Genomic DNA, 12,220 nt, shown 5'->3' with positions numbered 1-12,220 from the left:
GTCTCTTGGTTACTGTTTACCCAGGCGGAACGTTCATGGGCTTCGAATTTGATGCGCTTGCCTCAATGGGGACGGGGGAGCACGCCGTCGAAGTGCGCAATCCGGTCGACTTTCAGAACACCGGACTAGAGCCCGTCCCTGTTTCCATGCGAGAGGCCCTGCTTGCTCGATTCGAAGCGGTGCTGTTTGGCTATCAGGTCGGTGCCTACACAACGCTTGAAGTCCTTGCTATTGCTGAGCGAACCATCGATGCCATCGCGCTTCGCAAGTGACAGGCGCCTTGCGACCTAGCATCTACGCGCTCGACTGCGATAGCCCGTTTAGCGTGCTCTTGCACAGGTGGCCCAAGCGGCTACAGTTAATCAGAGCCGGACATTCGCTGTTTCGAGTGAACCCAGACGCTAGTTGCTGGCACGCTGGGCAGCTCATTCGTGAACCCTGTCTCGCAGCGCGCTTGCGGCCAGAACCGGTCACTCAGGCTGTTCGTCAAAATCCACCAAACGTAGAAGCCCATCAGAAAAAAAATGACATTGCTCCATCGTGTATCGATTTCGATTGCTGCGCTGCTGATCTGCACCGCCGCCATCAGTCAAGAAGCGCGGATTGCCAAAGCCGAGGCGATAGTCGACGTGTTCCAGGCGATGGATGCCCGGCAGATCGTGAAGGTCGTGGCCGAAGACCTCATACGTCAAAGTGGGGACTATCAGTTCCGTGTGCAATACGAAGAATTCCTTTCGGACGTCGCTAAATCTCCAGAGTACCGAGCGGCCAAGGCTTCGGCGTATGCCCGGGTCTTCACCGAAGACGAGTTGGATGGCATATTGGCCCTTGCCAAAAACCCGATCTTCCAGATGTACCAAGAGAGAAGTGGGGAGCTACAAAAGGAATCGCGCTTGGCATTGGCGAGCGTTCTCCGGCCAAAGGCGATGGAATTCGCAAGGAAGATCGAGGTGCTCAAGGCCGCGGGCTCCAAGCGCTAAGGGTTGGTGTAAGTTGAGCCGTTTGCCTCCGGCTGGAGACGGCCAAGAGCCGGCATAGACGCCTTGTATCTCCATCGCCGCAAAGCGGTCATCAAGACAGAAATTCATGGTCATCATCGAGCAGCACGGTCCATCTGGTCAACTACGCGACTTCAATACGATAGTCGCGTTCTCGGACGAGCTTCTCTCCGTCGAGCGATGGACCATCTGCATTCAAGAGTGCTTGGGTGAACGCGCACAGGAGATTGAGTGCATGAGCTTTCCCAACCCCATCACGTTCGCTGCGCATGAGCTTAGGGAGCTGTACGCTGGCATCTACCAAACGATCAATGGCTGGTTTGTCGGATTGCGAGATGGCAGAGAGTGGTGCCGCTTGGAGGCGGTGGACTCGACAAGGTGGGACATCTCGGGCCCGGAGAGCTTGGAAAAGCACGTCCTTCAAACCTACGGAGGCAGACTCGGTCCCATAGATGAAGTGCAGCCGTGTTTCTGTCGTCGTCCAATAGACGGCCCATAACACCGGCACAATTCGGCCAGAACCGGTCGTTCGCCGAGCCGGCACAATGCGGCCAAAATCTGATTTTTGGGGATCCCATTTTGAAGAGACTATTGTTTGCCTCGATCTGCTTGGGTGCGACCGTAGCGCAGGCTCAGCCAATCGCTCCAGGAGACCCGGCAACTGGCGGCTATTTTTTCTATGCAGCGCTTGACCGCCGATGCCCTGCCGATGATGGAGCGCGGAAGGCCGCATTGGACAGTGCCAAGGCGCAATTTGTGGGCAATATGCGTGACCTCGCAGCCGCTCAATTCGAGAGACCTAACGTGGATGCGGCTCTGAAGGAGCGCGGCAAGCAGTTTTACGCGATGTTGGAATCTCTTGAAAGGAACGGGCCGCCAAATGACGAGTTGGCACGCTTTGACTCCGTTTTAAACCGCGCTTCACAGTCCGAACTGGAATCGGCCTGCGCGTTGCTTGTACGGGATGTGTCGCAACTCATTGGGATCAATCAACGCCTGAAGAATGCTCGTCCATAACGGCTCTCGGCCAGAACCCGACGTTCATTCTCGGCCAGAACCCGACGTTCATAAACGGAGCACCGCTTTGCTGACTACCGATCGAATTGAACTTGTGCAGGCGGCCCTTAATGAGGTCGCAGCATCACGGTCCAACAAGTTTCATGGCGATGATGAAACAGTATTGCGCTTGCTCGGCGAATATGGAGAGACATCCGATGTGGCCGAACTGCTTTGGGCTGATCTGCCTACCACCTATCGTCGCGAAGACGCTGCTGACCTGTTGACCCTGTGGGCGTGGCGAACAAATGACAATGGTACGCAAATCATGCGCACCCTAGAGGGCTGGGTCAGCGAGTGCTCTGACGAGAGCAAAGTCTGGGTCGCATTGCATCAAGATACATTCCCGTTTATCGACCACAGGAACCGTATCGACCATCTGCTCAGGGTGAAGTCGACCTTCCCGGCGCTAGGGCAACACTGCCAATCAATGATTGACCAGAGCTGGCGATGGCTGGAGGCTAAGGTCTGAGGGACTCGTTTTCAGAACGCCAGCGAAGCAGTGTGATGGCGCTGGCGCATTGCTGGAACGGCGGCTTTGGAGCGCGGCCAACTTCGGCTTCGGGCCCTGTGGAGCTAGGCTCCCTTCGGCCAAAACCGGACAGTCGTCCCGACCGCACAACGCAGACGCCGCCCGCGCGTGCGCGCTGGCCGTCCATAAGAAAATGCCTGCTACCGACCAACAATGCATCCCATCGTCGAGACATGAAATCCATGCTGCGCTGCTTTTTTGCTCTCTTGGCGATTTTGATTTGGCACGGACCAGCACCCGCGCAAGAGATGTCGACGGAAGCGCTTGCCTCGCGCCTACAAGGGGCCATTGTTGGCATAGCCGTAGCGCCTGCTGCGAAGGCGTCCAACACGGACCGCCCTTCGGCAGGGGTGGCCTCCGCTCAAGCGGTCATGACCGATGGGGGCGTTGTCGGTGCCGGAACGCTGGTCGCTTCCGACGGCCTCATCCTGACCATAGCGTCCCTATTTGATTCATCGGGGGACGTGACGGTAACTCTCGATGGCGGCGCGAAGTTCAAGGGCGTTTTGGTCGGGCGAGACCGACGCACGGGTCTCGCGCTCCTGAGAATTGATGCGCACAATCTCCCGTTCCTAAGTGCCTCCTCAGCCGGCTCTCTCGCGCTGGGCGAGCGAGTCCTAGCACTCGGGCGTTCGCGGCTAGATAGCCGTGCGCCGGCAATGATTACCGACGGAGTTGTCAGTTTGACCTATGACTCAAGCATGGATGTTGCGCCGTTCATTCAATCCACCGTCTCCATCTTGCCGGGAATGGGCGGTGGGCCACTGGTTCGGCAAAAAACTGGCGAATTCATCGGCGTCATAAGCCAACAGTACGTTCCTCGCGTCGGCAGCCCTATCACTTTCGCCACTCCTCTTGACGAGTACCTGCCAATCGCGGACGAGCTTCTGAAAAACGGGCGGGTCGATAGAGCCGCAATTCGAGTGCAAATCGACCAACTAACTGAAGACCTTGCGAAGATTCTTGGGCTTCCGTCCAATAAGGGAATTTTGATACGTGGAGCCCTCGATGGTGGTCCAGCTCAAAGAGCCGGGGTTGAGGCAGGAGATGTTGTCCTGGCTTTGGACCAAGCGGAAGTAACAACCCCAACTGCCTTCGTCCGAGAGCTTGCCAAAAAGAAGCCTGGTGTACCAATCGATTTGAGAGTCTTTCGGAGGGGGCGGGTCTTGAACATTCAAGTTGTTGGCGAAACGGCTCAATAGCATCGGTTTTTATGGCGCGGCACAACCACTGCTTGTCAGGCAGCATCCGGCCAAAACCGGAACTTCGTCGCTGCCGCACAACGGTCGCAATCTGTATTCCTTGTGAGCGCGCGCGTACTAACGGAGGGTCCCTCAACAATCGTGCAGAAGCTGCTTTCGGTCGAGGGCGGCGAGGCCCTTCGTCTGGCTTTTAAATCATCATGTCGCGAGGGGAAACCTGGCCTATGAATCTCAAGCCCAAATTCCAGCTCGGCCTGTTCTACAAGGTTCGAAATGGCCGCGAGGACAAGCTCGACGGACTGGCTTTCGGTTTCCCTGCCGAGCGTTGGCCCACATGTTTCGTATGCGGTCGTCCGCAAAACTTCATAGGCCAATTTCACCACTCGGCTGTTCTCAATATGGGTCAGGAGGGGCGCGCGCTCTACCTATTCCAATGTCCGGACGGGGCTTTGTGCGGGGATTGGGACTATCTTTCTGGCGCGAACGCGGCCGTGATCCTGAATAGGGATGAGCAGACCGGCGTCAGCACGCCATCGCCGGAGGGCGCAGAAGTGGAGCCCGAAGCAATCATTGTTGGGTGGGATGCTACTGAGCCCTCGCCGTGGGACTCTTACCTGGGCGCTCTGCCTTCGTATGGGCCGAATCACCAAGAAGGTTCGGAACCACCTGGTCGATTCTTGGTTCAGTTGGTCGGAACGGTGGCGCCCGAGGGACCTCCTCCATCCCCCGTCGAAACAGGGGCAGAGCATCTGCACTACTGGGGTGGGGAGTTCGGTCAGGACCACATGAGGGTAGAGGCACCGCCGAACGAGAGACGCCACTACGGCGCATGGTCAAGAGGTCAGGTGGACCTTCCCGGAAGACCGTCGCAAGTTTTGGTGCAAGAGACCGGTGAATGGTTCTTCGAGTGGGCGAATTTCGGAGGCGGTACGGCCTATGTATTCGTCGACGATGAGGCCAAGAAGGCGTTCATGTTCAGCGAACGCTAGCGTTCAGTGAGCATCAAGCGAGCGCAATCTGGAAGCGCGTGCACATCCACGCCCCATAATCAACAATCGGCCGATCGTCGACATTGGGCTTTACATGAGAAAGTCGCTAAAACCTAAGCATCGGATACTTATTGCGGTTCTGAGTACGGCGTGCTGGTCAACCACCGCAACGTCAGAGACCTCAGTGAAGCTGGTGGAAGATCCTTGTCCACCTCCGCCGGTGGGATACCGGGTTGGGGTATTCGACGACGGAAGAGTCGAAATGAATGGATCTACCATTTCAACGGCATCCTTCAAGCGCACGGTCGAAAGCCTCAAGCCGGACACCTTGATTTGCTGGTATCGCGATCGTCCGGAAAGTGACGATCCGCCGCCTAACGCTTGGACGTTGTCCAGGGACCTGCTTCAGATTCGCCCAGCTCCTCGAATTCAATACTATTGGGATCCTGCCTTCGTGCGTCGAATCGTCTTTGACTAAGTGCAGTCCACGTCGGCTCTGGAGCGCCAATGGTGTTGCAGGAAACGGCCAGCAGCAGACATTCATTGCGTCCGGCTACGATGCTTTGGCCCTGGCTGCGGATCAACTCGGTATCCTCGCGGCGCACCTTGGCGCGTGTAAGAGCATTTGTCGATCAACACCAAATCTCCCAAGAGTTTGAGCATGTCTTCAACCGTCCCGCTCCGTCGACCTATTGGCAGCTTTAGCTGGAACGCCGCCTTGCTGGGGGCCGCGGTCGGTATTGCCGGCCCGTCTTACGTCGGCACCCTTGTGGGCAACGTGATGCTGCGGGTGCTGCTTAGCAGAGGGCACTCGTTGCAAGAGGCCTACGCGTTCGTTTTTCAGTACAACCTGTCGCTACCCGTGGTCGTTCACCTTGTCGCCGAAGTTTTCTTTTCATTGGCGTGTGGCTGGGTATCGGCTGCTTACGGTCGTGGCGCACCAATCGCTCAAGGCGTTGTGGCGGGTCTTCTGACAGTCTCGTTCACCGTCATCATGCTCCTCAGTCCGGCCGACGGCGCTATGCCACTATTGTTCAGAGCCATTTCGTTGGGAGTTCCAGTGCTCGGCAGCATTGCTGGGGCCTATGCCTTTTCCCGTAAGGCTTGACTTCTGCTTAGGGCCCTTTGCACGGGCGACGTGCTTGGCTACAGTCGGCCACAAGCAGTCTTTAGAGCCCAAGCCAGAATTGAGGCAGGACCTACCTGGAGCATCCAATCGACATGTTCAAGCGCGCCTTAAACCTGTTTCGTCCTGCTGCTCGACTTTCCGAGCAGACCGACACCGTTGCTTCAGCAAATCCATTGGAACCGAGCCTTCCTCTTTCGCTGGACGCCCTGTATGCAACGATGGCTCCCTACCATCGTGAAAAACGTTGGATGGACCTGTTCTTCGAGTTCCTTGTTCTCGACGTAATTGGCCAGTTGCCGGCTGCGACGCAGAAATCAATCGACGCGCTCATAGCCAAGCATCCGGTCTTCTTCGCAGCCACGCATGGCGACTGGCGGACTGGTACCAGGCAGGCACTTCAGTTATCCGAGACCATCGACACAGCGGTTCTTGACCTTTGGTTCGTCAAGAGCGCAGAGGCCGATGCAGAAGGTTGGCTCTACCATCCGTGGAACTTCGCGAGGGACTTTCACCAGCAATTTGTGGCCGACGGCAGCCGCGTGGATGTATGGGAAGGCGATAGCTTCGAGCTAGCTAAAGCACGAATTGCCGCAGCGCAAGCTGCTGTGCCCCACTGAAACAGCCGAGGGCCACTGGCCGCTTTGGAGCAGGGCGTACAGCTGGTATGGGCCGAGGCTGTGTAGAAACGCGCGACGCCGTCATGTGAACGAAGACGTGCTGAGATCAGCGGACTTCATCGGTGCCGATATGCGTCCGAGACCGACTATGAAGCTCTCACGGCGCCTCATCGAAGCGTGAACGAGAGTCTGAGGAGACTTACGCCCCCGCCAGCCGCATCCCCTTCATCATTTTCGCGATCCCCAACACGCTCATCACCCGCTTGAGGTTGTACGCAAGCACGTGAAGACTCATCTCCGTCCCAACGTGGGCCATCGTCTTCATCAGGAAGTGCGTCGATCCCATCCAGTGTTTCAGCGTTCCGAACACATGTTCGATGGTCGATCGTCTCAATGTCATCGCATCGGGCTTGCGGTCCAAGCGCTGCTGCATTCGGTCGATTACGGCTTCGTGCTCCCAGCGCCGGATGCGTCGAACAGATGAGGTGGTGCACTGATCTCTCAGGGCACAGTTTGGACAGGAACTACTCCAGTAGAGACGCAATTCCAGATTGTCCTCCAACCTGCTGAACCGGAAGATGGCTCGCTGACCGGCGGGGCAGCGGTATTCATCGTCTTTCGCGATGTAGACGAAGTCAGCCTTGCCGAAGCGCCCGTGCGCCTTCGCGTTGGAAGTCATCGGCTTGGGTACGAAGGCCGTGATTCCCGCATCCTCGCAAGCCTTGATCTCCAGGCTGTTGAAGTAGCCGCGGTCGGCAAAGGCCTGTAGCTTGGACTTGCCCATCGCCTCGCGTGCGGCCACTGCCATTTTGGTCAACTGAGTTCGGTCATTGCCGATGTTTGTGACCTCGTGGGCGACGATCAGGTGATGCTTGGTATCGACCGCCGTCTGGACGTTGTAGCCAACGATGCCTGTGCTCTTGCCGGACTGAAGCATCGAGCGTGCGTCGGGATCCGTCAATGAGCGCTGCTGCCCTGGCTCGCTCTTGAGTTGTTCCTTTGTCTCGTCGAGCTGCCGCATCTGTTCGCGTAGCTTGGCGAGCTTCTCCTGCAGGCGATCCGTCTTGGCTTCGAAGTCGGCCGACTGGATACGATCAGCTGTCTCCAATGCATCGAGGTAACGCTGGATGCTCTGCTCGATCTGCTCCTTGCGTGCATCGATCTTGCCCGGCGAGAAGTTGCGGTCGCGGCTGTTGACGGCCTTGAACTTGCTGCCGTCGACGGCCACGACGGCTTGCGAGAAGAGCTTCATGTGCCGGCACAGCGCAATGAAGCTGCGGCACGCGTTGCGGATGCCCTTGCCGTTGTCGCGGCGGAAGTCAGCAATGGTCTTGAAGTCGGGGGTCAAGCGGCCGGTAAGCCACATGAGTTCAACGTTGCGTTGGCCCTCGCGTTCCAGTCGGCGACTCGACTGGATGCGATTGAGGTAGCCATAGATGTAGAGCTTGAGCAGAACCGACGGATGGTACCCAGGGCGACCAGTTATTGCAGGATCGGCGCCTTCGAAGCCGAGAACACCCAGATTCAGTTCGTTGACGAACGCATCGACGATGCGCACCGGGTTGTCTTCGCCGATGTAGTCGTCAAGGCAGTCCGGCAACAACGTGACCTGATGTCGGTCTGCGCCTTCGATGAATCGCTTCATGGGCTACCTCACTGGGAACGGGTGCCTTATTTTATTTTTGGGTCGGCGTTTGGAGAAGCGTTTTCACACAGCCTCGGCCCAAAGCGGCTGTATGCCGCGCTCCGAAGCTGACGTTCGCCGAACGCCTACGAAGGGGCCGTGCCCTGATTTCGCGGCTGTCCTCTGTGCCGATTGCCCACCGCGCGATGCGCCTGTTCACCAATGCTTCGACGGGCACACACCCAAACTTTTCGCCTCCGATTCAGAGACGCTTGGACATTCGACTAGGTCGGGGAGACGCAGACGTCGCACGTCGGTATCCTTGTAGCGCCAGTATCCAAGCACGTCACCGTTGACCACCCAGTAGTCGGCAATCTCGACATAGCGGGCCGGCCCTTCGGACGTGCAGGTTGCCACATATGTGTCATGTTTTTCACGGTAGATAAGCACCGCCGACCTCTCGCGCCACTCCATTAAGTGCACGTCGCAACCGAAGTAGGGGTTGTAGGTTTCTATTTCGGAGCTGATTTCCCGACCATTCGCATCGCGCACACGGAACTCGAACGACACGGCAACAAGGTTGCCCTGGTCTGTCGATGCACAGGAAACGTAGGCTAGTTCGCCAGCAGAATTGAAAGTGGTGGCAGCGATGATTTCCTGCTCCCACCCATCTGCATCCACATATTTGACAGGTCGTCTAAGGGCGCGAGATGCATCTTCAACTCGCTGAGCATCGGGCTCTGAGCCTGAGCTTGCAAATCGCAAGGGAATGCCCGCCATTGTGGGATTCGGCCGGCCTCCGCTGAACAGGTAGTCATCTGAATTGCTCACTCAAGGTTCCCTTTTTGGCGATTGCGCGACATGTTCGAAGGTCCGGTCCTGGCCGACTGTAGCCTGATGCGAACTATCGTCGGCTTGACGAACACACGGACCACGCGCAACCTCCGGCGAGGGGAGTGCCTGTCAGAGAGGGTTGAGACGATGGTTCGCATTGCTTTGCAGCGCGCGCGCCTTGTTCTCCAAATCGAAACACTGACCATGCTCGTTGCATATGCCAGCGTCGGTTTCTGGGTGATTTTCTGGTTTGGCGATTAGCGGAGTAGACGAGCTAATTGAGCGACCGTTTGTGGCCGACTGTAGCCTGTTGCGGTCATCTGAGCTTCGGGCCCTAAGCCGCCATCGTTGCGAGCCGAGAGCGGTCCTTCAAACCTCCCCAACGCAGCTGTCCGTTCTTGGCACATGCAGTCATTACCGACAACTCACAAGGCCAACCACTTCTGGCGTCCTCTTAGCTCGCAACACGGGACATAGACTTACGAATCGATTCCAAGAGTTCTTCTGTAGGCAGTTCGACAGACGGACCATCGGTGCGGAATCCGTCAAGGTTGCGCAGCAGACCACCGACTCTTGATGGAGCGAAAGACCACCCTTCGACGTTGGACCAACCTCGCGCAACTAGGAATCCATCTTGGCGACGAGTGCAGCGCAGCCAACCAGTGTATTGGTCCGAGAAGTCATATGGCAGGAAGGCGCTCTCATCGACGCGCAGCTCGTTAAGCACTTCCAGCCATTGCTTCAACACTCGCCACAGGACGGCTCGAGTCTTCGCTGCGTCTTCGACTTCTGGCTGCAGGTAGTCATCAAGCGCTAGGTAATAGGAATCGCAAACCCAAGTCTGTCCTGCCCACTCCAATACGATATCGTTGTGCTCAGTGCCGTTGTCGACGAAATTTAGGCTCAAACCCATCGTGAATTTCCCCTTTTTGTCGTACGAATCACAAAGATCGAAGGATTCACTTCGTCAAATCTGTGTGCAGTGCTGAGCGGCCGCTTCTGGCCGAGTGCCGCAGTTTCCAGCGATCTCCTGCAGCCGCATTCTCCGTCCAAGGTGGCCGAACGCATCGCCTTTAAATCGGTGACTGAAAGCAGGGGCTCAGCCCCATGTAACGAGCTTCTCTACACCTCGATGCACGTCCAAGAAGACGTCCGAGTATGGGGAAATCTCGGGGTGCTCCGAACCAGGATCACAGCGAGCTTGGCAATCCAGTGCACCGGAGAGGAATCGTGCGAAATCGACATGGGAGCGCCATGGGGTGGCACCGCGAAGCCATACGCTGAGGAACTCGTTCTCGCTGGGCATAAGCACGAGCGTAGCGTTCTCAGATGTGTAGATTCTTACGTCTAGACTGTTATTGATATCCGGAACCAGACCACCCAGCGTTGACGATAAGAGAGCGATCAATGGTGCTTCGTCGGTCGCGCGAATGAATGCTTCAATGTCGGTCTCGTTCATTTTGTCCATGGCCCCTGGCTTCGACTGGAGATTACTAGTGAGTGACTGCTTGTGGCCGCGCGGTGTCATGCCTCGCAGCACTCAGAAATCTAGTCCATATGGATGACCTAACGTCTGCTAGAGCAGGCCTGGCCGACGCAAGAATGGCTTCCAGGGAGACGCATCAATTGCCGCACGAGCCGCCGACACCCCACCGAGTCTGTAGGCTTTCGCAATTGATTCCGCTGATGACCGGAGCAGTAACAGTTCTTCTTGTTGCGGCCCAGGTCGGAGAAGCGCGCGTTGCGCGGGAATACGTTCAACGACAGCTCGCAACTCGCGAAGGCATTCTTGATGCTGCACATAAGAACCAATGGGTGACTTGTCGATCTCGCATATCGCCAAGTCAACCAACCACTGGTTGTGCGGCGCACGTTCACGCGCATCCCAAAGGTGTTTTCGGTACTCGATTTTGGGCCTGAGTGAACAAAGAAACGCCGCATAAACGACTCCCTTCCACGTCCAATGAGTCGAAAGGTCTGCCACCAAGTGCTCATCGAGTGACGCTGCAGCTCTTGCGCACAAATAGAGGGGTTCGAGCGGCGCGTATCTCACGCGGGGATAGTCTCGCAGGATGGAAGCGAGTTCTTTTGCATCCGTGCAGAGCGAAGACCAATAGCGCAACGCGCCACTTGATTTCATGAATCGCGTGTAAGGGATGTTCAGTAAAAGCGCCTCAACATCAGACTCAAGATAGAAAGGTATTGAGGTCATTTGCTGAATGTCCCGTACTGGCCGACTGTAGCCGGATCGAGGCAGGCTCCGCAGGACTCCAAGTTTTCGTACGTCACGCTTCGAAGCGGACAGAAATCAGTGTCGAAACCTGAGTGCTAGCCGATACGCCAGCAACGCCAAGGCTGACGTGATGCCAAAGCCCTGGACAAAGGTGAGTATGTCCCAATACCACCATTTGTTTAAGAGGCCGCAGTCGAGGCAGCCTATATGTAGAGGAAGGAGAAGAAACGCTCGAAGTGCCGCAACCACCAGCGCTCCACCTAGAACTCCCATCATGCAGACGAACAACATTACCTTCCATGTCAGGTTCTTTCGGAGCCACCAAAGTACGGCAGCAGTGACCGGAATCAAAAAGCTTCCGAATGGGAGCACACTAAATTGAACGAAATCTGCTGTCGGCATGGTCGTCAAACTCTTAGTTCATGCTCCGTCAAAGCGCCAATGGCAGGTGAGACTGAAGGTCCGGTTCTGGCCGTCAACTGCCGAATTCTAGGAATCACCAGTTGTCAGCTCAACTGAGTTCTTCGGGGCGGCATTTTGTATCGCGTAGTAGCGGTCCAAGCCCTTGCTCAGGAACAGCAGGACGCCGACAACAACAACAATTGCCCCCCAAACTGCATCGACAGTCTTCGATCCCACGTAGCTGGGAAGGAGTAGTGCTTGAAGGAAGAACGCTGCACCGTAGATTCCGAGGCCGATAGCGAAGCCATTCATGAACTTTCTTGACTTCGAAAGTGCCGCGAAGGCCGTTCCCACCACAACCAAAGCGATGAGAAGGGCTGCTCCGATGGAGCCCAATGCCCCGCGAACCAGAGTAGCTAGAACCAACAGAGAAATCAACGCAAGGAATGAGCTTGGAATCTTGGTCTTCATGGCGAGCACGCTACTTCCCTTGAATATCTGCTGATCTTTGCTGGGCTAGACGGTAGTGCCCACACGCTTCGAATCGGTACCGCAGAACACGCCGAAGGATTGTGGCGGACTTCCGCTCTTGGCCGACTGTAGT

At 56.6% G+C, this 12,220-nt stretch carries 14 protein-coding genes; 8 read left to right on the top strand and 6 right to left on the bottom strand.

Annotation, left to right across the window (positions count from 1 at the left end; genetic code table 11):
• Positions 1–35: 35 nt before the first annotated feature.
• The 8 genes from AC1VNX_RS23420 (at position 36) to AC1VNX_RS23385 (ending at position 6,523) form a co-directional block, all read left to right on the top strand.
• Positions 36–272 carry a hypothetical protein gene (locus AC1VNX_RS23420; RefSeq protein ID WP_483159939.1) on the top strand — a complete coding sequence of 79 codons (237 nt, stop codon included), beginning with the start codon at positions 36–38 and terminating at the stop codon, positions 270–272.
• Between the two features lie 252 nt (positions 273–524).
• Entirely contained in the window at positions 525–980 is a 456-nt protein-coding gene (locus AC1VNX_RS23415; RefSeq protein WP_483159937.1) for a DUF2059 domain-containing protein, read from the top strand.
• A gap of 483 nt (positions 981–1,463) precedes the next feature.
• On the top strand, positions 1,464–2,015 hold the full coding sequence (locus AC1VNX_RS23410; RefSeq protein ID WP_483159935.1) for an outer membrane protein assembly factor BamD: 552 nt from the start codon (positions 1,464–1,466) through the stop codon (positions 2,013–2,015).
• 67 nt (positions 2,016–2,082) lie between these two features.
• Entirely contained in the window at positions 2,083–2,526 is a 444-nt protein-coding gene (locus AC1VNX_RS23405) for a hypothetical protein (protein ID WP_483159933.1), read from the top strand.
• A 233-nt stretch (positions 2,527–2,759) separates the two neighbouring features.
• Positions 2,760–3,788, top strand: coding sequence for a S1C family serine protease (locus AC1VNX_RS23400; RefSeq protein WP_483159931.1), 1,029 nt, complete (start codon positions 2,760–2,762; stop codon positions 3,786–3,788).
• 224 nt (positions 3,789–4,012) lie between these two features.
• A complete protein-coding gene (locus AC1VNX_RS23395; protein ID WP_483159929.1) occupies positions 4,013–4,777 on the top strand; it encodes a hypothetical protein in 765 nt (254 codons plus the stop codon).
• Positions 4,778–5,438: 661 nt separating this feature from the next.
• A complete protein-coding gene (locus tag AC1VNX_RS23390; RefSeq protein ID WP_157632142.1) occupies positions 5,439–5,885 on the top strand; it encodes a hypothetical protein in 447 nt (148 codons plus the stop codon).
• A 113-nt stretch (positions 5,886–5,998) separates the two neighbouring features.
• Positions 5,999–6,523, top strand: coding sequence for a hypothetical protein (locus AC1VNX_RS23385; protein WP_483159926.1), 525 nt, complete (start codon positions 5,999–6,001; stop codon positions 6,521–6,523).
• 199 nt (positions 6,524–6,722) lie between these two features.
• On the opposite strand, the gene AC1VNX_RS23380 is transcribed toward AC1VNX_RS23385, so the two are convergent.
• The 6 genes from AC1VNX_RS23380 to AC1VNX_RS23355 all read right to left on the bottom strand — a co-directional run bounded on the left by AC1VNX_RS23380 (position 6,723) and on the right by AC1VNX_RS23355 (position 12,087).
• On the bottom strand, positions 6,723–8,168 hold the full coding sequence (locus AC1VNX_RS23380) for an IS1182 family transposase (protein WP_483156576.1): 1,446 nt from the start codon (positions 8,166–8,168) through the stop codon (positions 6,723–6,725).
• A 195-nt stretch (positions 8,169–8,363) separates the two neighbouring features.
• Complete coding sequence (locus AC1VNX_RS23375; RefSeq protein ID WP_483159924.1) at positions 8,364–8,978, bottom strand: hypothetical protein; 615 nt, start codon at positions 8,976–8,978, stop codon at positions 8,364–8,366.
• Between the two features lie 457 nt (positions 8,979–9,435).
• Positions 9,436–9,894 (bottom strand): hypothetical protein, encoded by a 459-nt coding sequence (locus AC1VNX_RS23370; RefSeq protein ID WP_483159922.1) that lies wholly within the window; start codon positions 9,892–9,894, stop codon positions 9,436–9,438.
• A gap of 186 nt (positions 9,895–10,080) precedes the next feature.
• Complete coding sequence (locus AC1VNX_RS23365; protein ID WP_483159920.1) at positions 10,081–10,440, bottom strand: hypothetical protein; 360 nt, start codon at positions 10,438–10,440, stop codon at positions 10,081–10,083.
• Positions 10,441–10,557: 117 nt separating this feature from the next.
• On the bottom strand, positions 10,558–11,193 hold the full coding sequence (locus tag AC1VNX_RS23360) for a hypothetical protein (protein ID WP_483159918.1): 636 nt from the start codon (positions 11,191–11,193) through the stop codon (positions 10,558–10,560).
• A 510-nt stretch (positions 11,194–11,703) separates the two neighbouring features.
• Entirely contained in the window at positions 11,704–12,087 is a 384-nt protein-coding gene (locus AC1VNX_RS23355; protein ID WP_483159916.1) for a hypothetical protein, read from the bottom strand.
• Positions 12,088–12,220 lie beyond the last annotated feature (133 nt).

It is taken from the genome of Variovorax sp. TLI9-5A, from assembly GCF_056867935.1.
The sequence above is the reverse complement of the archived record's forward strand: the minus strand, read 5'-3'. Positions and strand labels throughout refer to the sequence as shown.